Below are 21,833 nucleotides of genomic sequence, written 5' to 3' on the forward strand. Positions count from 1 at the left end.
CCTTTTTTCTTATAACCCTCCGTTGCGAGGGAGGGGGCAAATGTGGGCCGACAAAAAACGCCCGCAGGCGTTTAATTGTGGGGGCAGCTCTCGCTTTCAGCAAGCAATTTGCTGAAATTTATCAACGGTTAGGCCAGTTGGTTATAAACCCTGGCGATACGGCCGCTGCCGCTGACGTTGACCGGCGATTCGAAGGCGCCGATAAAGCAGGATTCACCCGGTTTGAGCGTCAGGCGCTGCCCGGATTTTTCCAGCGTCGCTTCGCCGCTGACGCAGAACACGATAGCCGCGCTCCGTTGCGCGAGCGCCTGCGGCGCGGCGGTCAAATCGTGCAGCGAGAAGGCGAAATCTTCCACCGGGATCGGGAAGAACAGTTCGTTGCCGCGCCGCTCCGGTTGGGTCAGCAGGCCGGACGCCGGCTGCGGGCGGAACTGCAGGTTGGCCAGCAGCTCGGGCACGTCGATAAATTTCGGCGTCAGGCCGGCGCGCAGCACGTTGTCCGAGTTGGCCATCACCTCCAGCGCCACGCCTTTCAGGTAGGCGTGCGGCGTTTCGGCATACAGGAACATCGCCTCGCCCGGCGCGAGCTGCACCACGTTCAGCAGCAGCGGTGAGAACAGACCGCTGTCGTCCGGATAGAAACCGGCGATGAAGCGCACGGTATCCCAGGGTTCACCCTGCTGGTTGTTGAGCGCGGCTTTCAGCACGCCGAGCGCCAGCGACTTTTGCTCGCCGCTCATCGTCAACAGGCTGGCGAACAGGGTAGACAGATGGGCGGTGTCCGGCTGCTGCAGGAAGGTGGCGATATCGTGGTGCGCGCCGGCGATCGGTTGCAGCAGGGAGACGATATCGGTCAGTTCGCGAAAGCCGTTCATCGCCAGGAACGGCGTCAGGGCGAAGACCAGCTCGGGCTTGTGATTGGGATCTTTATAGTTGCGTTCGGCGGCGCTCAGCGGGATGCCGGCGGCGTTCTCTTTCGCGAAGCCGATCTCGGCCGCCGCTTTGCTCGGGTGGACCTGGATAGACAGCGGTTGATCGGCGCAGAGCACTTTAAACAGGAACGGCAACTCGCCAAAGCGGCTGGCGACGTCAGCGCCCAACTGCTTTGGCTGGTCTTCATCGATAAGACAGCGCAGCGAACGCAGTGCGCCATCGGCGCCGGGCACGCGGGAAGGGCTCTTGGGATGCGCGCCCATCCACAGTTCGGCCATCGGCTGATTATCCGGGTTGGCGATGCCGTAAAGACGGGTCAGCGCATCGTGGCTGCCCCAGGCGTAATTCTGTACCGCGTTGGTCATTTTTTGCATGTCGATAAACGTCCTTTGCGTCATTGCCGCACTAATGGCAATAACTTACTGATTTTATACGATTCGCTTCATCTGTGCCGACAACCATCATACGCCCGCGTCGGCAGGAACCCTCATGGGCGCGATCAAAACAACGCCGGATAAGGTTGCGTCCGGCCACGCGGCCAGAGTATAGCGTGATAACGATCGGCGTCTCAAATGGCTCACCGGCCTCAAGAGGGCCCGATAAATCCGCCAATCGATCGTTGATTGTAGGGAAAGAAATTATTGCCGACAGCGCAGGCTTTCTACGTCATTATTTATTTATCGGCATGTCAAAGTATGTCGGCGGAATTTATTTTTTACCTTCTGAGCCATTCCCTTATTATTATTTTTGCGCCAAGTCGGGCGATCACACGCCGAGCTTAAACCTGAACGACAGACCGCTTTACCGTAGCCGTTAACGAGTCGATTTAACGAAATGAGAGGTCTGTTGCATGAAAAAATGGTTGCTGTTGTTGGGGCTTTGCACCGGGGCGGCCCAGGGGGCGGTGATCGTCACCTATCCCTACGCGGCCCCGCGCGCCGTGGTGGTAACGCCGGCGCCGATCGTCGTTGCGCCCGCACCGGTCGCGCTTCCCGCCGTGACTGCACCCGTGGCACATCCGCTGGCGCTCACCGCCGGCGCGGTGGCGACCGGGGCGTATCGCCATAATGAACGGCAGGATGCCTACGATGAGATCAATCATTTGCAACAGCAGCGGATCGATGAACTCAATCACTTACAGGCGCAGCGCATCAATAATTTTAATTCGCGTCACGCGCGTTAATTTCATCTCCGCGTTTATTATCCCGGTTCTTTCTTCGCCTTTATTTCGGCGCGGGTTAACCGACGGCAAATAACCGCGTCATGAATGGGTAAAAGAGATGAATCGTGCTGTGAGATAACTCTCTTAATGCGAATAGTTATTATGTCACTATACTGGGAATGCGTGCCGACGGGGGGTAGCGCGTCGGCCTAACCCTACAATTTTAGGAATTATGCTAAGGAGACAATGATGGCAGGCGTTCGTATCGAAAAAGACTCCATGGGCCCCATCGAAGTACCGGCCGACAAGCTGTGGGGCGCACAGACCCAGCGCTCATTGGCGCATTTCCGCATTTCCTCCGAAAAGATGCCGACCGCGCTGATCCATGCGCTGGCGTTGACCAAACGCGCCGCCGCGCAGGTGAACGTGGACCTGGGGCTGCTGCCGGCCGAGCGGGGCGCCGCCATCATCAACGCTGCCGACGAAGTGCTGGCGGGCAGACATGCCGACCAGTTCCCGCTGTCCATCTGGCAAACCGGCTCCGGCACTCAGACCAACATGAACATGAACGAAGTGTTGGCCAACCGCGCCAGCGAGCTGCTGGGCGGCGTGCGCGGTGAAGAGCGCAAGGTGCATCCGAACGACGACGTCAATAAAAGTCAGAGCTCCAACGACGTGTTTCCCACCGCGATGCACGTGGCGGCGGTGATTGCGCTGCGCGAGCACCTGATCCCCGAGCTGAAAGTGCTGCACAAGACGCTGAGCGACAAGGCAGAAGCCTACCGCGACATCGTCAAAATCGGCCGCACACACCTGCAGGACGCCACGCCGCTGACGCTGGGCCAGGAAATCTCCGGCTGGGCGGCGATGCTGGCGCACAATCTGAAACACATCGAAGACAGCATCCCGCACATCGCCGAGCTGGCGCTGGGCGGCACGGCGGTCGGCACTGGCCTGAATACCCATCCGGAGTACGCGGTGCGCGTCGCTAAAGCGCTGGCGGAATTGACCCATCAGCCGTTCGTCACCGCGCCGAACAAGTTCGAAGCGTTGGCGACCTGCGATGCGCTGGTGCAGGGGCACGGCGCGCTGAAAGGGCTGGCGGCTTCGCTGATGAAGATCGCCAACGACGTGCGCTGGCTAGCGTCCGGCCCGCGCTGCGGCATCGGCGAGATCTCGATCCCGGAGAACGAGCCGGGCAGCTCCATCATGCCGGGCAAGGTCAACCCGACCCAGTGCGAAGCAATGACCATGCTGTGCGCGCAGGTGCTGGGCAACGACGTGGCGGTGAATATCGGCGGCGCTTCCGGCAACTTCGAGCTGAACGTGTTCCGCCCGATGGTGATCCACAACTACCTGCAGTCGATCCGCCTGCTGGCCGACGGTATGCAGGGCTTCAACGAGCACTGCGCGGTGGGCATCGAACCGAACCGCGATCGCATCACCCAGTTGCTGAATGAATCGCTGATGCTGGTGACGGCGCTCAACACCCATATCGGTTATGACAAAGCGGCGGAAATCGCCAAGAAAGCGCACAAGGAAGGGCTGACGTTGAAAGCCGCGGCGCTGAAGCTCGGCTATCTGACCGAAGCGCAGTTCGATGAATGGGTGCGCCCGGAGGCGATGGTCGGCAGCATGCAGAAATAATTGATCTGTGAGGCAACCGGGGGCTTACTGAGGTAAGCCCCTTTTTTATGGAGAAATTAAGATGTCGCGCGCACAACGTTTACTCGATCTGATGCAGCTGTTGCGCAGCCACCGCTATCCGGTGGCGGGCCATGCGTTGGCGCAGACGCTGGGCATCAGCATGCGTACGCTTTACCGCGATATCGCCACGCTGCAGCAGCAGGGAGCGGAGATCGTCGGCGAAGCGGGGCTCGGCTATGTGCTGCGCCCCGGTTTTATGCTGCCGCCGCTGATGTTCTCGCAAGCGGAAATAGAAGCGCTGGTGCTGGGCATGCGCTGGGTCAGCCGCCGCGGCGACAGCCAGTTGGCGAGCGCCGCGGGCCAGGCGCTCGCCAAGATCGCCGACGTGCTGCCGACGGCGCTGCGGGAGGAGCTGGAGGCCAACACGCTGCTTATCGCACCGGCTCAGTCGCCGCCGGTGGCGGATGAGATGCGGGTGTTAATCCGTGACAGCATCCGCCGCGAGCGCAAGCTGCATATCGACTATCTCGACCTGGCGGGGCAGCGCAGCGAACGCCTGCTGTGGCCCTTTGCGCTGGGCTTTTTCGACCAGTTCCAGATGCTGGTTGCCTGGTGTGAGTTGCGTCAGGCCTTTCGTCATTTTCGCCTCGATCGCATTCAGGCCGCCACGCCGCTTGAACAGCGTTATCCGCATGGCCGGCGGCGACTGTTGAAAGAGTGGCGGTTGAGCGAAGGCATTGCGGAACAATAACGACACGCTGCTGCCATAAACTGTCAGTCGCCTCCTTTAGTCTGTGCCTATCGGGAACCAACCGGTTCCCATCACCCAGAGGACAGACCGATGACCCTTCCCAGCATGACCCTGCTTTACGTCGATAACCCGCTCAACAGCGCCGCCTTTTATCAACGCCTGCTGGGGCAGGCGCCGGTAGAGCTTTCTCCCGGCTTTGCCCTGTTCGTGCTCAACAACGGCTTCAAGCTCGGGATGTGGGCCAAACAGGGGGTAAAACCCGCCGCCACGCTGACCGGCGGCGGCGGTGAACTGGGCTTTTTATGCCAGGATCCGCAAGAGGTGGAGGCGCGCTATAACCAGTGGCGCGAGCTCGGGCTGCCTATCGAGCAAACGCCAACCGAAATGGAATTCGGCTACACCTTTGTGGCGCGGGATCCGGACGGTCATCGCCTGCGGGTATATGCCCTCAGCGAGTAGTGCCGTCGGTATACAGGTGCAGGCGCGGCACCAGCAGCCGCAGCGGCCTGGCGTCGGGTTTGTAGCGATGCTTTACTGCGTCGGCGTCGTAGTTGAGCAGTTCGCCGATCTTCGGCACCGCAGCGCCGCTTTCAACCTGACACAGGGCGATCAGCGGCAGCGGGCAGGGGTGTTGCACCTGCTTTTGCTGCTGCTGATACCACACGCGGGCGATCGGCTGCACTTTGACCGGCCGCTTGATTTTCAACGTCGCATGCTGCGGCAGACGGCTGACATCGTCTATTTCGCGGCTGACCAGGGCGGCCCACTGTTCACGGCTGTGCGGCGGCACCGCGCGGCCGGCTTTCAGACTTTTCTCCAGCTGCGCCAGGATGTCGTCCCGTTTGACGTTTTTGATGATGTGCTTGTTGGCCCAGCCGAAGCGCACCGAGTCGGGATTGGTCAGGGCGGTGAGGGTGCGGTAGGCGCTGAGGGTAATCAGCCCGTGCAAATGGGTGTGCACGAATTCGAAACGCTGCTCCGGCGCCAGGCCGGAATCGACGGTGATAATCTGCTCCAGTTCGCCTTTCAGGCGGTTGATCAGCGCCAGCTGCGCCTGCAGCGCCTGATACTCCGGTTGCTCCACCGCCAGACAGATGACGCCGGGCAGGCGCACGGCGGCCTTGCTGCTGACATTCTCACGGTTATGGTGGATGAAGAGCCGCTGATAGTGTTCCAGCGCCAGATCGCGCGCCGCTTGCCCCACATGCTGCTCGACCGCGATATGCGAAATGGCCTGATGTTCCTGGCCTTTTTCTACCTCCGGCAGGCTGAACACCCGCGCCGCCAGCAGCCGCAGCGGGGTTATCTGCTGCTGCAATGCGCCGAGGGCTTGCTCCAGTTCGGCAAAGCAGGCGTTCATCCGGCCAATCACATCGTATTTGCTCATCATATGCCCCTATTTTAGTTACAACATACTATAGGAGAGTAGCAGGTTGGGGGCAACATCGGCAATGGGACAATACTCGGCTTAACTGCCCACCCGGCTTACCAGGGGGAAATAGGGCGGGCAGCAGGGGGAATTCTCTCGCTCGTCTGCTACGCATGCGGGCAAGTGTGATTGTCGAAAATAAACCTGGTCTTCTTATGGTTTTGATTCAATGGCGGATTTTTTCCTATTCGTTTGTCTTCTGTTTAATCCATTTCCCGTTTGCCGTTGTCCAAACGCTGGAACAAACAGAATGGCAGGACGCTATGAGCCCTTGGGGTTATCTTTTCTTCTGTCATTAACGGGTGCTTTAACAGGAGGTTTACTGTGGATATTAAACAGAAAGTCAAAAACATGACGCTGGAAGAGAAGATCGGGCAAAAAATCATGCTGGATTTTCGCTACTGGGATCGGAACGGTAGCAGCAATCAGGATATGACCGTTCCCGATGAAGCCATTGGCAAGCTGATCACCGATAACCATGTGGGCGGGGTGATCCTGTTTGCCAATAATCTGAAAGATAAGCAGCAGATCAATACGTTAACGGCCTGGTATGCCGCGATGAAAACCCACGCCGGCATCCGCCTGTTCATTGGCACGGATAACGAGGGCGGTAACGTTTTCCGGCTGCCGCGCGGCGACTATGCCTCATTCCCCGGCAATATGGCGCTCGCCGCGGCGATTGAGGGCGGCGCGGATAAACAGCTCGCCGTTGAACAGGGCGAACTGATGGCCCAGGATATGCGCGCGTTGCATATCAATACCAACTTTGCACCGGTTGTGGACGTCAACACCAACCCGTTCAACCCGGTGATTAACGTTCGCGCCTTCAGCGATGATAAGAACGCCGTTTCCCACCTGGCCGAGAAAATGGTGGCGGGGATGAAGCAGCAAGGGCTTATCACCGCTTACAAACACTTCCCTGGCCATGGCAGCACCTCCACCGACTCGCATACCGGTTTGCCGCGCGTCGACCGTACGCGGGAAGAGGCGTTTGCCATCGATATCGCGCCTTACAAACAGGCCATTGACCGCTGTGCGGCGCCGGACATGGTCATGACTGCGCATATTCAGTACCCCGCGCTGGATAACCGCCAGATCGACACCCGCAGCGGCGAAAAAATCACGGTGCCGGCCACCATGTCGCATGAAATTCAGACCCGCATCCTGCGCGATGAGCTGGGTTATGCCGGCGTAACGATTTCAGATGCGCTGGATATGGGGGCGATTGCCGAGCATTTCAGCCAGCAAGGGGCGGCTGAAAACGTCTTTGCCGCCGGGGTGGATATCGCCCTGATGCCTGTCAGCATCGCTTCGCCGGCCCAGGCTAACCTGCTGCCGGACCTGATTCGTTACCTTGCGGACCGGGTGAAAACAGGGCATCTCAGCGAGGCCGATATCGATGCTTCGGTCGAGCGCATTTTGCGCCTCAAATTACGCCATCACCTGATGGGGCATCGCGAGGCCCCTTGTTCCAGCAGCGTTTCGTCCTCAGCGCATAAGCTGGAAAAACGCATCGCCGATCGCTCCATTACCGTGGTCATTAACCGCCACAGCCTGCTGCCGTTGAAAGACAAGGCGTTGCGCTATTTTATCCTGACCCCGTGGGGTGAGCAGGCCAAAGGCATCGCTAACGTGATGGCGCAGGAGGGCTACCAGAACGTCGTTGCCGCGAAGGAAACGGAACTGAGCGATGCCCAAATCAGGGCGCATATTGCCGATTGCGACGTGTTCCTGCTCGGCACGCTTTCGACCCGCTTTACGCCTGCCGAGCAGGATGGGGTCGTGACCTCCGCAACCGGGGCGGCTAATGATTCCAGTCCTTATCCGGGCTGGTTGAAATACGCCGCCGAGCAGGGGAAAAAACGCGTTCACCTCTCATTGCGCGCGCCTTACGATATCGTGAACTATGCCGCAGACGTGGATGCAGCCGTCGCCACCTATTCTTACTACGGGTATGACAGCGGCGTATGGCGCGGTCCCTCGATGATATCTCTGGCGCAGGTGCTGACGGGAAAAATCACACCGCACGGAAAACTGCCGGTCAACACCTGGCATGACTACGATGAGGAAACCAATACGGGCAAGGTGGCGTTCCCTCGCGGGACCGGGCTGAGCTGGTAATGGGACAAGTACCGGCGTCGTCAGAAAGGGCGACGCCGGTCGCGGGATAGCGTTGAGAAAGCGGGCGGTTTCTTGCTCTGCACGATACGACATGGGATAACCGTCACTCACGGAAGGAGAACATTTATGCCGACAGGCGCAACAAAACTAGGCGGATGGCTGTTGATGGCCGCCATGCTGGGCGTGAGCGGATGCGCCAAACCCCCTGAGCCGGAAAAGCCTCCGCAGCCTGCACCGCCGGTCACACCGATGCGGGGCATCTGGCTGGCCACCGTCATGGGGCTGGACTGGCCGCCGGCGGCCTCCCTGAAAGCGGAAACCGCGCCAGAGCGAATTCGCCTGCAGCAGCAGGCGCTGACGGACGCACTGGACGACATGGTGAAAACCGGGATTAACACGGTGTATTTTCAGGTTAAACCGGACGGAACGGCCCTGTGGCGTTCTGACATCTTGCCCTGGTCGGAGGTATTGACCGGCACCGTGGGCCAGGATCCGGGTTACGATCCGCTGGCCTTTATGCTGAAAGAAGCGCACCGGCGCGGCATCAAAGTGCACGCTTGGCTGAATCCTTATCGGGTTTCCATGAATACCCGGCAGCAAACGATTGATGCGCTTAATCAAACGCTGCAGTCCCCGCCGGCCAGCGTCTATGCGCTGCATCCCGACTGGATACGTACGGCCAACGACCGCTTTGCGCTCGATCCTGGCTTACCCGACGTACGCAACTGGATCACCGGCGTGGTGGCGGAAGTCGTCAAAAACTATGACGTCGACGGCATTCAATTTGACGATTATTTCTATTATGAGACGCCGCAATCGCCGCTGGATGATGAAAAGACGTATCGCGAATACGGCAAAGGGTTTGCAGACAAGGCCAGTTGGCGAAGAGACAATACGCTGCAATTGATAAAACAGGTTTCAGCCACCGTCAGGGCGCTAAAGCCCGCTGTCGCGTTTGGCGTCAGCCCGGCGGGCGTCTGGCGAAACAAAGCGGACGACCCCGCCGGCTCGGCGACTCAGGCTGGCGCGCCATCGTACGATGCGGCCTATGCCGATACGCGCCAGTGGGTCAAACTGAGGCTGCTCGACTACATCGCACCGCAGCTGTACTGGCCCTTCGATCGTGAAATAGTTCGCTACGACGTGCTGGCCAACTGGTGGGCCGAGGTGGTGAAAGACACGCCGGTTCGGCTTTATGCCGGGGTGGCGCTGTATAAAGTGGGCACGCCATCGGCGAGCGAACCGGCATGGACCGTCGACGGCGGCGTTCCTGAGCTGAAAAGGCAGTTGGATCTCAACGAGAGCTTGCCGGGGATGGGGGGAACCATCCTGTTCCGGCAACGTTATCTGACCGAGCCGCAAACGGATAAGGCCGTGGAGTACCTGCGCACCCGCTGGAAAACCGGTCAATAATCACCGGCATTGGCATAGCGAGCCGCGGTAATCCACCGCGGCTTTTTTATTCACAGGCGCGCCGCTTCCGGCAGGCGCTTCAGGTAATGCACCACCAGCAGCGCCAGCAACAGCATCAGGCTGATGAACGCCGCCACGCCATTCCAGCCGAAACTGTGCCAGAACACGCCGCCGAGGGTCCCGGCCACGCTCGAGCCGACGTAATAACAGAACAGATACAGCGACGACGCCTGGCCTTTGGCGCGGCGCGCACGGCGGCCGATCCAGCTGCTGGCCACCGAGTGGGCGGCGAAGAAACCGGCGGTGAACAGCATCATGCCGATAAAGATCGCCGGCACCTGCGGCAATGCGGTAATCAGAATCCCGATCAGCATAATCACGATCGACGCCAGCAGCACCGGGCCGCGCCCGAAGCGCGAGGTGAGCGCGCCGGCCTTGGGCGAGCTGTAGGAACCGGTGAGGTAGACCACCGACAGCAGGCCGACGATCGCCTGGCTCAGGTGATAAGGATCCGCCAGCAGGCGATAACCGATGTAGTTGAACAGGGTGACGAAGCTGCCCATCAGCAGAAAGCCTTCCGCGAACAGCAGCGGCAGCCCCTTATCATGCCAATGCAGTTTGAAGTTGATCAGCAGCGTGCGGGGGCGCAGCGAGCTGGCGCGAAAATGCCGCGAAGCCGGCAGGATGCGCCAGAACATGAAGGCGGCGGCGAGGGCGAACAGACCGATGACCCCGAGCGAGACGCGCCAGGAGAAGAAGTCGGTCAACACCCCGGTCACCAGGCGGCCGCTCATGCCGCCGATCGAATTGCCGCTGATGTACAACCCCATCGAGAAGGCGACGAAGCTGGGATGGATCTCTTCGCTGAGATAGGTCATGCCGACCGCCGCCACGCCGCTCAGCGACAGGCCGATCAACGCGCGCATCAGCAAAATGCCGTGCCAGCTGGTCATAAAGGCGCAAATCAGCGTGCAGACTGCCGCCAGCAACAGCGCCACCACCATCACCGACTTACGGCCGATGGCGTCGGACAGCGGCCCGGTGAACATCAGGCCGATCGCCAGCAGGCCGGTAGAGACCGAGAGCGACAGGCTGCTTTCGGCCGGCGAGACGCCGAAATCTTGCGACAGCACCGGCAGGATCGGCTGCACGCAGTAAAGCAACGCGAAGGTCGCCAGCCCGGCGGAAAACAGCGCCAGCGTTACGCGCATAAACTGCGGCGTGCCGCGTTCGATATAGGGGAGTTTGTTGTTGAGGGTGGAGCGTTTTACTTTTGGCGCAGCGGCCGCGTCATCGTTGGCGGCCAGCGTCGACGGCATCACGGCCGCAGAACGCACAGGGGTTGTCACAGCGTTTCCTTACCGAACTTCGGGGAGATAAACAGACACTTTGCAGATAACAAAATGATAGGGAGCGGCGATTTTTTTGTCTAATATATTAATAATTACAATTAAGACTTTTTAAATATGAATATCGAGTTGAGACACCTGCGTTACTTTATCGCCGTGGCGGAAGAGCTGCATTTTGGCCGCGCCGCGGAGCGGCTGCGTATCTCCCAGCCGCCGCTCAGCCAGCAAATCCAGGCGCTGGAGGATATGGTCGGCGCGCGGCTGCTGGCGCGCAACAATCGCAACGTCAGCTTGACGCAGGCCGGGGAGATGTTCCTCAAAGAAGCCTATCAGGTGCTCGATCAGGTCGGCCGCGCGGCGGAAAAGGCGGCGCGCCTGGATCGCGGCGAACTGGGGGAAATGACCATCGGCTTTACCTCTTCCGCACCGTTTATCGGCGTGGTGGCGCGCAGCCTGCGCGCTTTCCGTCAGCATTCTCCGCAGGTGCACATCAAGATGCGCGAAATCAACACCAAACAGCAGATCGAACCGCTGCTGAACGGTGAGCTGGATCTGGGGGTAATGCGCAACACGCGGCTGCCGGAAGCGCTGCACTATCAGCTGCTGCTGCGCGAACCGCTGGTGGCGGTGGTGCCGGAGGGGCATCCGCTGGCGGAAACGCCCGGCGGCGCGCTGCGTTTTCAACACCTGGCGCAGGAGCCGTTCGTGTTCTTCTCGCGCGAAGTGGGCACGGCGCTGTATGACGAAATTCTGCTGCTGCTCGGCAAGGCCGGCATTACCCCGTATATCACTCAGGAAGTGGGGGAAGCGATGACCATCATCGGTTTGGTCTCCGCCGGATTGGGGGTCTCGATTCTGCCGGCATCTTTCGCCCGGGTGCGGGTGGACGGCGTGCGTTATTTGCCGCTGGCGGAGCCGGACGCCACGACCGAAGTGTGGCTGGTGCATCACCGCCGACGGCCGCTGACCGCCGCGGCGCAGGCGCTGATGGCGTTGATGCTGAAATGACGTTGAGATTGGGCAAATAAAAATCAATTCGCGCTGAAATTGCGAGGAATTTGTGCAGCAAATCACATAACGAATCAAATAGTTGACGCTGTATGACAAAAGCCCCACCATAACCCCTAGTCTTTATTTAGAAGCGCGAAAAATAGTAGGAGCCGGTTTGTGATTGCGGTTGGGCAGCCTGGGCATATTGATCAAATCAAACAGACCAATGCGGGGGCGGTTTATCGGCTAATCGATCAACTGGGCCCGATTTCGCGCATCGAACTGTCAAAACGCGCACAGCTGGCGCCCGCCAGCATCACCAAGATCGTGCGCGAACTGCTGGAAGCCCATCTGGTCAAGGAAACCGAGTACCAGGAAATCGGCAGCCGGGGCCGCCCGGCGGTGGGGCTGGTGCTGGACACCGAGGCCTGGCACTACCTGTCCGCCCGCATCAGCCGCGGCAGCATCACGCTGGCGCTGCGCGATCTGAGCAGCAAATTGGTGGTGGAAGAGCTGCTGCCGCTGGCGGCCGAAGATCCCGAACCGCTGCTGAAACGCATCCTGACCGAAGTCGATCAATTCTTTATTCGCCACCAAAGCAAGCTGGAACGGTTGACGGCGATCGCCATTACGCTGCCGGGCATTATCGACGTGCAGTCGGGCGTGGTGCACCGCATGCCGTTTTACGACGTGCTGGAGATGCCGCTCGGCCCGGCGCTGGAAACCCGGACCGGTCTGCCCGTCTATTTGCAACACGACATCAGCGCCTGGACCATGGCCGAGGCGTTGTACGGCGCCTCGCGCGGCAGCCAGAACGTGATTCAGGTGGTGATCGACCACAACGTCGGCGCCGGCGTGATCACCGGCGGCCACGTGCTGCATGCCGGCAGCCACAGCGTGGTGGAGATCGGCCACACCCAGGTCGATCCTTACGGCAAACGCTGCTACTGCGGCAACCACGGCTGCCTCGAGACCGTGGCCAGCATCGAGAACATGCTGGAGATCGCCCAGCAGCGGCTGAGCGGCTCGATGAGCTCCAGCCTGCACGGCGCGCCGCTGACCGTTGAATCGCTGTGCGACGCCGCGCTGGCGGGCGATCAACTGGCGCGGGACATCATCCTCGGCGTCGGCCACAGCGTGGGGCGCATTCTGGCTATCATGGTCAACCTGTTCAATCCGGAGAAGATCCTGGTGGGTTCGCCGCTCAACCGCGCGGCGGAGATCCTGCACCCGGCCATCGCCTCCTGCATTCGCCAGCAGGCGCTGCCGGCCTACAGCGAGCAGGTCAAGGTTGAATCCACGCAGTTCTTCAATCAGGGCACCATGCCCGGCGCGGCGCTGGTGAAAGAGGCGCTGTATAACGGTTCATTGCTGGTGCAGCTGCTGCAAGGCTAACATCAGAACTTCTTATTAATCCCGCAAAAGATTGAGCTACCTCAAGCCCCTACGTGGCGGCATCCCCTAGAATTTTTCCGCAAGACTTCTTCGCCGCCGGTGCGGCGATACATTGTTAACGGGGCATTCTGGGGCATTTTATTCATGTTGAAGCGTTTATTTGTGACAGGCACGGATACCGACGTCGGTAAAACCGTGGTTTCCCGCGGGTTGATGCAGGCGCTGGCCGCCGATGGCCGCTCGGTCGCGGGCTACAAGCCGATCGCCGCGCGCTGCCAGGAAACCAGCGAGGGCATCCGCAATAAAGACGCTTTGGTGTTGCAGGCATCTTCGACCTTGCCGCTGTGCTATGAGGAGATCAATCCCATCACCTGTCTGGATGAGGTGTTTCATGCGCATGCCACCGAGGACATCAACTACGGCCTGATGAGCAGCGGCCTGCGCGATCTGTCCGCCAAAGCCGATACGGTGGTGGTAGAGGGCAGCGGCGGCTGGCGCGTGCTGATGAACGATCTGCGGCCGTACGCCGAATGGGTGGTGCAGGAGCAACTGCCGGTGGTGTTGGTGGTGGGTATCAAGCTGGGCTGCGTCAGCCACGCGCTGCTGACCGCGCAGTCGATCATCAACGACGGCCTGCCGCTGCTGGGCTGGGTGGCCAACCGCATCAATCCGGGGTTGGCGCACTATGCCGAAACCATCACGGCGCTGCAGCAGCGCATTTCCGCGCCGCTGCTGGGGGAAATTCCGTATCTGCCGCGCGCGGAGCAGCGCGAACTGGCGCACTACCTCGATATTTCCACGTTGCTGTAGCCCATTCAGGCGCAGAACGTCGCCAACAACCGGGCGGCGATCAGCAGGCCCAGCCCATACACCGTGTGGGTGAGCAGGCTGAGGAGCCGCGCTCTGCGCGGATTGGCGGTTTTCGCCGCCGCCACGCCAAAGCCCAGCGCGGGCTGCATCACCAGAAACGGCGCCGCCAGGCTCAGCCAGCCGCTCAACAGCGCGATGCGCGGTTCCGGCGCCGCATACCACTCGATGCCCGCCAAACCGAGCGGGATAAAGGCGAACGCCAAGCCGATGGCGTAGTGCAGTATCCAGCCGATTTTTCTCTCACCCTGGCGCGGCGGCGCCGTGACGATGGTGGCGTGAAACCAGCGGCCGTCGAACATGCCGAGAAACCAGCGGCCCACCAGCGCGTAATCGAGGGAAGGGATGCCGAAGCGCCGCTTCAGCAGCAACGCCCACAAATCCATGCAGAGGGTGGCGCCAGCGCCGGTTAACAGAATGCGCAATAACAAATCGGGGGTCATAGGGGTGTCCTTGGCTCAGTGACGTGATAAGGTGCGCACAGTGTGCAACTTAAAGTCGGCTTCAAGTCAATGGCAAAAGAACTGGATATCGGCGCGGTGGCGCGCCTGAGCGGAGTCGCGCCTTCTGCGCTGCGGCATTACGAGAAAAAGGGGCTGATCGCGTCGATAGGCCGCCACGGTTTGCGCCGTCAATACGCCGCCGGGGTGCTCGATCAACTGCGGTTGATCGCCCTCGCGCGCCTGGCCGGTTTTACGTTGGATGAGATGAGCGCCTTGTTTGACGAACGGGGCAAAATCGCGCTCGATCGCGTGTTGCTGGCGGCGCGGGCGGATGAGTTGGATCGCCATATCCAGCGCCTGATACAGGTGCGCGACGGGCTGCGGCACATGGTTGATTGCCCTGAACCCGAGCACCTGCAGTGCCCGCAGTTCAGGAAAATATTGCAGCAGGGTGAGTTCTAAACCTCGCGTTTGGGCAGCGGCGCCGTGTGGTACACCGAGATCGGCCGCAGGCCGCGCGACACGGTGGTGGCGATCACGCAGGCGAGCAGAATGCCGGGCAGCAGCGCGTATTCGCCGGTCATTTCAAACACCATCAGCGCCGCCATGATCGGCGCATGGGTGGTGGCGGCCAGCAGGGTGGCCATGCCGGTCAGCGCCAGCAGCAGCGGCACCGCCGCATCCATGCCCGGCCACAGGCCGAACAGCTGACCGATTATCGATCCGAGCGCGGCGCCGACGAACAGCGTCGGGGTGAAGACCCCGCCGGGCGCGCCCGAGCCGCTGCTGGCGAGGATTGCCAACAGTTTACACACCAGGATCGCGCCCAGCAGCAACACCCCCGGCGGCGCGATCAGCAGCGCCTGCACCACGCTGTAGCCATTGCCCCACACTTGCGGAAACAGCAGCGAAAGCAGCCCGACGATCAGGCCGCCCAACGCCAGCTGCAATGGCGGCTTCAGGCGCAGCGATCGGAAGGCGCGACCGCTGGCGGTCATCAACCACAAAAACAGCGGCCCGCCGGCGCCGGCCACCACGCCGACCAGCGCCATCAGCAGGTATTGCGTCGGCAAGGGAGCGGAGAGCGGCGTCACCAGGTAGAGCGGCGCCTGGCCGCCGTTGAGCAGGTTGGTCATCAGCAGTGCGCTCACTGCGGCGATCACCACCGGGCCGAGTGAGGCCAGCATCAGGGTGCCGAACAGGATCTCGGCGATAAACAGGCTGCCCGCCAACGGCGCATGGTAGGCGCTGGCCATCCCGGCGGCGGCGGCGCAGGCCACCCACAGTTTCCATTCTTTCTCGTGCGTAAAGCGCTGGGCGAAGAGCGATCCCACCAGCGCCGCCAGCAGGATCATCGCGCCTTCGCGGCCGATGGCGCTGCCGCTCGACACCACCAGCAGCGACGCCAGACACTTCACCAGGCTGGCGCCGGTATCCAGCTTGCCGTTGCCGGTCTCAATCGCTTCCATATAGTCGGTGGGCGCCGCCGGGCGCTGGTGGCGGTAGCGCTGGTGAATGTACAGCAGCAGGCCCGCCACCAGACCGCCCAGCGCGGGCGTCAGCGCGCGTCGCCAGCCGGGCAGCGCGGCGGCGGCGGCTACCAGGCTGCCGTCGGCATTGCCGAGCAGCAGCCACTCGAGGCCAATCATCGAACGGTGAAACAGCCACACCGCCAGGGCGGCGGCGACGCCGATAAATACGGCGATAAGCAGGCTGCGCAGTAGGGCGCGATAGTGGTGCAGGTGGACCAATCTTTTCATGCGTGGGCGGCGTCGTGAGAAAAATCAAAGGGTCATCAGCGCATTGTGCTTGGCGCTCCGGCCGATGACCAGTGAATCTTTAGCAAACTGCGGCATGGGCGGGGCGGCGAGCGCCCCGGCGTGGGTTATTGCGGCGTCAACACCCGGCGTGTGCGGCCGGAACTGAGGTAGTCGGCGATATAATCCTGCGAGATTTCGCCGCTGTAGCGGCCGTCTTCATCGACGATCGGCATCCAGGAAGTGTTGTGTTCGTACAGCTTCGACAGCACCACGCGCAGGTTCTCTTCCGCGCGGGCGGTGACGCGGAAACGGTGCAGGCTGTCGGCGCACACCCCCGGCGCGCCGCGCGCCTCACGGCGTTTGACGTAGCCCAGCGGCTTGCCGTCGGCGTCCACTACCGTCACTGAACGGGCGTCGATATCGTCCATCAGCCCGAACGCCTCCACCAGCGGCGTTTCCCGGCGCACCGTCACCGTCTCTTGTTGGCCTGCCACGTCTCCGGCCTGCACCAGCAGCAGGCGCTTCAGCGTGCGATCCTGGCCGACAAAGGAGGCGACGAACTCGTTCGCCGGCCGCGCCAGCAGCTCATCGGCGCTGGCGTTCTGCACGATTTTACCCTGGCGGAACACCGCAATGCGATCGCCGAGCTTCAGTGCTTCGTCGATGTCGTGGCTGACCAGCATCACGGTCTTTTTCAGCTGGCGCTGCATGTCGAGAAACTCGTTCTGGATGGTTTCGCGGTTGATCGGATCCACCGCGCCGAAGGGTTCGTCCATCAGCAGCACCGGCGGATCGGCCGCCAGCGCGCGGATCACGCCGATGCGCTGTTGCTGCCCGCCCGACATCTCTTTCGGGTAGCGGTGCAAAAAGCGCTTGGGATCCAGCGCCACCATGCTCATCAGCTCCTCGGCGCGGGCGTGGCAGCGTTTTTTGTCCCAGCCCAGCATGCGCGGCACTACGGTGATGTTCTCCTCGATGGTCATGTTGGGGAACAGACCGATCTGTTGGATGACGTAGCCGATTTTACGGCGCAGGCTGACGGTATCCAGCGCGCTGGTGTCTTCGCCGTTGATCAGAATGGTGCCGCCGGTGGGTTCGATCAGGCGGTTGATCATCTTCAGCGTGGTGGTTTTGCCGCAGCCGGAAGGGCCGAGCAGCACGCAGATTTCGCCTTCCGGCACGTCCAGATTGATGTTGTCGACGGCGTTGAACGGCGTGCCGTTCTTTTGCATGAACTGTTTGGTCAGATTTTCCAATTTAATCATGAGCGGATCCCCTTGGGCGTGAGCGCAATTTGCAAGCGGTGCAATAACCAATCGAGGACGATCGCCAGCAGGCTGATCATCACGGCGCCGGTAATCAACTGGCGAATGTCGCTGCTGCTGATGCCGTTGAGCAGCAGCAGGCCGAGGCCGCCGGCGCCGATCACCGCGGCGATCGCCATTACGCCGATATTCATCACCACAGCGGTGCGGATGCCGCCGAAAATCACCGGCAGCGCCACCGGGATCTCCACCCAGCGCAGCCGTTGCCAGAAGGTCATGCCGATGCCGCGGCCGGCTTCGCGCAGCCCGCCGGGCAGATTGTCGAGCGCGGTGTGGGTATTGCGCACGATCGGCAGCAGCGAGTAGAGGAACACCGCGGTGATCGCCGGCACGTAGCCGATGCCGTGGCCAATCAATGAAAACAGCGGGATCATCAGCCCGAACAGGGCGATGGAGGGCACGGTCAGCACCAGCGTGGCCAGGCTCAGCACCGGCGTCGCCAGCCATTTGTGGCGGACGATCAGCACGCCAAGCGGCACGCCGATCAGGATCGCCAGGCCGACGGCGATGCCGACCAGCAGCAGGTGTTCCAGCGTCAATCCGGCGATATAGGCCCAGTTTTGCCAGGCGTAAAGTAAGGTATTCATCATGCCTCCTAAATCAGGCCGCGCTGCTTGAGGAACGCGTCGGCGACCTGTTGCGGCGTCTGGTAGTCGATATCCACCTTAGCGTTCAGCTCGGTGATCACCTGATTGTTGAACTGTTTCGACAGCGTGTTCAGCGCCGCTTCCAGCCCCGGCGTGTTTTGCAATACGTCGGCGCGCACTACCGGCGTGACCGCGTAGCTCGGGAAATAGCCTTTGTCGTCTTCCAGCACCTGCAGATCGAACCCTTTCACCCGGCCATCGGTGGTGTACACCAGCCCGGCGTCGACGAAGCCGTCGCGGATGGCGTTGTAGACCAGGCCGGGATCCATCTGGCGGATTTGCGGGCGATCGAGCGGCATGTCGTACAGCGCCTGCATCGGTTTCAGGCCGTCCGAGCGGCCGGCAAACTCCAGATCCAACCCCAGCAGCCAGTTGTGTTTCGGGTCGGTTTTACGCACCTGTTCCACTTTGGCCACCAGCTGCGACATCGTGCGAATCTGCTCTTTTTCCGCGCGCCGGCGCTGCATGGCGAAGGCGTAGGTGTTGTTCATGTCCGCCGGCTGCAGCCACACCAGGCCGAGTTTGGCGTCGAGCTTTTTCACCGTGTCGTAGGTTTCCTGCGGCGTCATGCGCTTATTGATGTGGTTAAAGATGATCAGCGAGGTGCCGGTGTATTCCCAGGTCATGTCGATCTGCTTGTTGATCATGGCGTTGCGGGTGATCACCGTGGCCAGGTTGGTCTTGGGTTCGACCTGAAAACCTTTGGCCCGCAGGTATTGCACGGTGATCGCCGACAGAATGCGCTGTTCGGTAAAGTTCTTGCTCGCCAGCGTCAGCGGGGCGGCCCAGGCGGCCGCGCCGGTCATCAGCAAGGAGAACAGCAGCGCGTGGCGGAGTCGTTGTAACCATCGAGTCATCGCGTTTCTCCCATCAGGATGCGGTGTGCGGGCTGAGCCGGCGGCCGAGACCGGCCAGCGCCAGATCGAGCAGCAGGGCGATCAGCGCGGTGGCGGCGGCGCCGAGGATCAGCGTCGGGAAGTCGTTCAGGTAGATGCCGGGGAAAATCAGCTCGCCGTAGCTGCTGGCGCCGATTAAAAACGCCAGCGGCGCGGTGCCGACGTTAATCGCCATCGCGATGCGTATCCCGGCGAAGATCACTGGCAGGGCGTTGGGGAGTTCGACCTGGCGCAGCCGCTGCCCGGCGGTCATGCCAATACCGTTGGCGGCCTCGACCAGCGCCGGCGGCACCGAACGCAGGCCGGCATAGGTATTGCGCACGATGGGCAGCAGCGAGGCGAGGAACAGCGCCACCACCGCCGGCCGATCGCCGATGCCGATGATCACCATCGCCAGCGCCAGCACCGCCAGCGGCGGCAGGGTGTTGCCGACGTTGAAGATTTGCATCACGTGTTCCGCCCAGCGGCGGGCGAAAGGGCGGCTCAGCAAGATACCGCTGGGAATGCCGACCAGCAGCGACAGCAGCATGGAGCAGGCCACCAGGAACATGTGTTGTTGGCCGAGGTAGATCAAATCTTCCCGGCGCGACTTGAGGGTGTCCCAACCGATGCCGTAAACCAGCAGTGCGATGACGGCGATAAACAACAGGCTCCCGAGGAGCAGGCGCCGGTATGGCGCTGACTTGTGCATGATGTTGCGTCCTCCGTTGCGCGGAGCGGCCGACGAGACGGCGCATTCCGCTCTGATTGTTACCCACGGCCCGGCGGGCGTGGCGGTACAAAACGGGCGTTTCGCATGAGGTTAGCGACATTGAGCGAAGGGTGCGTTCGGCACAGCGTGCTGAACGTAGGCTCAATACGTGAGTTAATCAGCATAAGATACTGATATTTAAACCCGAGAAAGCACGAAGCCCAACGACTCCGGCTAGGGAAGGTATAGCACCCTGTCGTTGACCGTGCCAAGTTTTATGAACAAAATCAGGTGATTGAGTTTGCGCCGATCGGCGTCTCAGCCCGCGTCAGCGCTGGGATGGGGGGAAAGTGAAAAAAATCCGCCGCATAACGTTACGCCGTAACAACAAGTCCAAATGGTGCGATCCGCCGTCGGCGAAGACGGGATGTGAGGGCGGATAGACTCGGTGCAGGCGCTTGCTGATATACTCAGGGAAAACAAAAACGCCAGGAAACCTGCATAACGCCATGACAAATAACGTTTCACCCGCACCCATCGCTCACCGCCCGCTGATTCTGATCGCCTGCATGCTGGCGATGTTCATGTCGGCGATCGAAGCCACCATCGTCGCCACCGCCATGCCGACCATCATCGGCGATCTCGGCGGTTTCTCGCTGCTGGGCTGGGTGTTCGCGGTCTATTTGCTGTCGCAGGCGATCACCATTCCCATCTACGGGCGGCTGGCGGATCTCTACGGCCGCAAACGGGTGTTCTTCTTCGGCGCCACGCTGTTCCTGTTGGGATCGGTACTGTGCGGTTTCGCCCCCGACATGTATTGGCTGATCGGCTTTCGTCTGCTGCAGGGGCTGGGCGCCGGCGCCATCATGCCGATCGCCTCTACCATCATCGGCGATATCTACAGCGCCACCGAACGGCCGAAGGTGATGGGATACCTGTCGAGCGTGTGGGGCGTGTCGGCGATCATCGGCCCGCTGTTGGGGGCGTTTATCGTGCAACATTTGCCGTGGGCGTTGGTGTTCTGGGTCAACCTGCCGATCGGCCTGTTGGCGATGTTCTTCCTCTGGCGCTATCTGCCGGCGCATCAGCCATTGCGCCAGCACGCGCTGGATCTGGCCGGCACCGCCTGGCTGACGCTGTTCGTTTCGGCGCTGCTGCTGGCGCTGTTGCAGATGGAAAGCCTGGGCTGGTGGGTGGTGCCGCTGTTTGCGCTGGCGGCGGCGGCGCTGGCGCTGCTTGTCCGCCAGGAGCGGCGCGCGGTCGAACCGCTGTTCCCGTTGGCGCTGTGGCAAAGCCGGGTGATCGTAGCCGGTAACATCGGCGGGCTGGTGATCGGCGCGGCGATGATGGGCATCAGCGCCTTTCTGCCGACCTTCATTCAGGGCGTGATGGGGGGCTCGCCGCTGGAGGCGGGCACCACGCTGGCGCTGATGTCGATCGGGTGGCCGCTGGCCAGCACGCTGAGCGGCCGCTTGATGCTGATGACCTCGTACCGCGCCACGGCGCTGCTGGGCGCGCTGTTGTTGGTGGCGGGCGGCCTGATCTTGCTGCTGCTGCAGCCGGAGGGCGGCTTGCTGTGGGGGCGGGTGGCGGCGTTTATGGTCGGCGCCGGCATGGGGCTGTGCAATACCACGTTTCTGGTTTCGGTGCAGAACGCGGCACATTACAGCATTCGCGGCATCGCCACCGCCTGTACGGTGTTTACCCGCATGGTGGGCTCGGCCATCGGCACCGCGATTTTGGGCGCGACGCTGAATCTCAACCTGCAGTGGCGTTTGCCGGAGATTGACGATCCGGTACAGCGGCTGATGGAACCGGCAGTGCGCCAGAGCATGGGGAGCGAGGCGTTGGCGCAGCTGACCCAGCAAGTGGCGGCTTCGCTGCATTGGGTGTTTCTGGTTTCGGCGCTGGTGTCGTTGCTGGCGCTGGCGGCGGCGATGCTGATCCCGGCGCGTTGTCGGCCGCAGGGCGAAGAGGAAGAGGCGGAACAGGCGTAAGGAAAGAAGGAGCGGGC

At 61.4% G+C, this 21,833-nt stretch carries 21 protein-coding genes; 12 read left to right on the forward strand and 9 right to left on the reverse strand.

Annotation, left to right across the window (positions count from 1 at the left end; all coding sequences use genetic code 11):
* Positions 1–128 precede the first annotated feature (128 nt).
* A complete protein-coding gene (gene manA / locus HWW83_RS06665; protein ID WP_033642968.1) occupies positions 129–1,307 on the reverse strand; it encodes a mannose-6-phosphate isomerase in 1,179 nt (392 codons plus the stop codon).
* Between the two features lie 176 nt (positions 1,308–1,483).
* Here manA and HWW83_RS06670 point away from each other — a divergent pair, with 176 nt between their 5' ends.
* From HWW83_RS06670 to HWW83_RS06690, 5 genes are all read left to right on the forward strand, one after another.
* Positions 1,484–1,750 (forward strand): hypothetical protein, encoded by a 267-nt coding sequence (locus HWW83_RS06670; protein ID WP_128868934.1) that lies wholly within the window; start codon positions 1,484–1,486, stop codon positions 1,748–1,750.
* A 33-nt stretch (positions 1,751–1,783) separates the two neighbouring features.
* Complete coding sequence (locus HWW83_RS06675; RefSeq protein ID WP_033642969.1) at positions 1,784–2,116, forward strand: hypothetical protein; 333 nt, start codon at positions 1,784–1,786, stop codon at positions 2,114–2,116.
* 228 nt (positions 2,117–2,344) lie between these two features.
* A complete protein-coding gene (gene fumC / locus HWW83_RS06680) occupies positions 2,345–3,742 on the forward strand; it encodes a class II fumarate hydratase (protein ID WP_142075470.1) in 1,398 nt (465 codons plus the stop codon).
* A 61-nt stretch (positions 3,743–3,803) separates the two neighbouring features.
* A complete protein-coding gene (locus HWW83_RS06685; protein WP_042784422.1) occupies positions 3,804–4,493 on the forward strand; it encodes a helix-turn-helix transcriptional regulator in 690 nt (229 codons plus the stop codon).
* A gap of 90 nt (positions 4,494–4,583) precedes the next feature.
* Complete coding sequence (locus HWW83_RS06690) at positions 4,584–4,952, forward strand: VOC family protein (protein ID WP_028128189.1); 369 nt, start codon at positions 4,584–4,586, stop codon at positions 4,950–4,952.
* On the opposite strand, the gene tus is transcribed toward HWW83_RS06690, so the two are convergent.
* Positions 4,942–5,880, reverse strand: a complete 939-nt coding sequence (tus, locus tag HWW83_RS06695; RefSeq protein WP_033642973.1) for a DNA replication terminus site-binding protein — start codon at positions 5,878–5,880, stop codon at positions 4,942–4,944. The two genes, HWW83_RS06690 and tus, sit on opposite strands and share 11 nt — an antisense overlap.
* Before the next feature lie 366 nt (positions 5,881–6,246).
* Between tus and HWW83_RS06700 the strand changes: the two genes are divergently transcribed.
* Both HWW83_RS06700 and HWW83_RS06705 read left to right on the forward strand, forming a co-directional pair.
* Entirely contained in the window at positions 6,247–8,043 is a 1,797-nt protein-coding gene (locus tag HWW83_RS06700; RefSeq protein ID WP_069100794.1) for a glycoside hydrolase family 3 protein, read from the forward strand.
* Positions 8,044–8,169: 126 nt separating this feature from the next.
* The gene (locus tag HWW83_RS06705; protein ID WP_149542844.1) at positions 8,170–9,456 is read left to right on the forward strand and encodes a glycoside hydrolase family 10-like protein; all 1,287 of its coding nucleotides are present in this window, start codon (positions 8,170–8,172) and stop codon (positions 9,454–9,456) included.
* A gap of 50 nt (positions 9,457–9,506) precedes the next feature.
* Here the strand turns inward: HWW83_RS06705 and HWW83_RS06710 are convergent, their stop codons facing one another.
* On the reverse strand, positions 9,507–10,775 hold the full coding sequence (locus HWW83_RS06710) for an MFS transporter (RefSeq protein ID WP_169539675.1): 1,269 nt from the start codon (positions 10,773–10,775) through the stop codon (positions 9,507–9,509).
* Positions 10,776–10,922: 147 nt separating this feature from the next.
* Here HWW83_RS06710 and HWW83_RS06715 point away from each other — a divergent pair, with 147 nt between their 5' ends.
* From HWW83_RS06715 to bioD, 3 genes are all read left to right on the forward strand, one after another.
* Positions 10,923–11,813, forward strand: a complete 891-nt coding sequence (locus tag HWW83_RS06715) for a LysR substrate-binding domain-containing protein (protein ID WP_033650481.1) — start codon at positions 10,923–10,925, stop codon at positions 11,811–11,813.
* Positions 11,814–11,972: 159 nt separating this feature from the next.
* Positions 11,973–13,190 carry a sugar metabolism global transcriptional regulator Mlc gene (gene mlc, locus HWW83_RS06720; protein WP_033642978.1) on the forward strand — a complete coding sequence of 406 codons (1,218 nt, stop codon included), beginning with the start codon at positions 11,973–11,975 and terminating at the stop codon, positions 13,188–13,190.
* 144 nt (positions 13,191–13,334) lie between these two features.
* Positions 13,335–14,000 (forward strand): dethiobiotin synthase, encoded by a 666-nt coding sequence (bioD, locus tag HWW83_RS06725; protein ID WP_033642979.1) that lies wholly within the window; start codon positions 13,335–13,337, stop codon positions 13,998–14,000.
* A gap of 5 nt (positions 14,001–14,005) precedes the next feature.
* Here the strand turns inward: bioD and HWW83_RS06730 are convergent, their stop codons facing one another.
* On the reverse strand, positions 14,006–14,500 hold the full coding sequence (locus HWW83_RS06730) for a DUF2938 family protein (protein ID WP_033642981.1): 495 nt from the start codon (positions 14,498–14,500) through the stop codon (positions 14,006–14,008).
* 69 nt (positions 14,501–14,569) lie between these two features.
* Between HWW83_RS06730 and HWW83_RS06735 the strand changes: the two genes are divergently transcribed.
* Positions 14,570–14,962, forward strand: a complete 393-nt coding sequence (locus tag HWW83_RS06735; RefSeq protein WP_033642982.1) for a helix-turn-helix domain-containing protein — start codon at positions 14,570–14,572, stop codon at positions 14,960–14,962.
* Here HWW83_RS06735 and clcB read toward each other — a convergent pair.
* From clcB to HWW83_RS06760, 5 genes are all read right to left on the reverse strand, one after another.
* The gene (gene clcB, locus HWW83_RS06740; protein ID WP_176589143.1) at positions 14,959–16,260 is read right to left on the reverse strand and encodes a voltage-gated ClC-type chloride channel ClcB; all 1,302 of its coding nucleotides are present in this window, start codon (positions 16,258–16,260) and stop codon (positions 14,959–14,961) included. The genes HWW83_RS06735 and clcB overlap by 4 nt on opposite strands.
* A 125-nt stretch (positions 16,261–16,385) precedes the next feature.
* The gene (gene osmV, locus HWW83_RS06745) at positions 16,386–17,525 is read right to left on the reverse strand and encodes an osmoprotectant ABC transporter ATP-binding protein OsmV (RefSeq protein ID WP_033642984.1); all 1,140 of its coding nucleotides are present in this window, start codon (positions 17,523–17,525) and stop codon (positions 16,386–16,388) included.
* Entirely contained in the window at positions 17,522–18,172 is a 651-nt protein-coding gene (gene osmW, locus HWW83_RS06750; protein WP_004938544.1) for an osmoprotectant ABC transporter permease OsmW, read from the reverse strand. Before osmW ends, osmV begins: the two co-directional genes overlap by 4 nt.
* An 8-nt stretch (positions 18,173–18,180) precedes the next feature.
* Positions 18,181–19,038 (reverse strand): glycine betaine ABC transporter substrate-binding protein, encoded by an 858-nt coding sequence (locus HWW83_RS06755; RefSeq protein ID WP_223524993.1) that lies wholly within the window; start codon positions 19,036–19,038, stop codon positions 18,181–18,183.
* Between the two features lie 64 nt (positions 19,039–19,102).
* Positions 19,103–19,819: an ABC transporter permease gene (locus tag HWW83_RS06760; RefSeq protein WP_033642986.1), complete on the reverse strand. Its 717-nt coding sequence runs from the start codon at positions 19,817–19,819 to the stop codon at positions 19,103–19,105.
* A gap of 509 nt (positions 19,820–20,328) precedes the next feature.
* Between HWW83_RS06760 and HWW83_RS06765 the strand changes: the two genes are divergently transcribed.
* The gene (locus HWW83_RS06765) at positions 20,329–21,816 is read left to right on the forward strand and encodes an MDR family MFS transporter (protein WP_033642987.1); all 1,488 of its coding nucleotides are present in this window, start codon (positions 20,329–20,331) and stop codon (positions 21,814–21,816) included.
* The last annotated feature ends 17 nt before the right edge of the window (positions 21,817–21,833 follow it).

The sequence above is a fragment of the Serratia ureilytica genome, from assembly GCF_013375155.1.
Classification (GTDB): domain Bacteria; phylum Pseudomonadota; class Gammaproteobacteria; order Enterobacterales; family Enterobacteriaceae; genus Serratia; species Serratia ureilytica.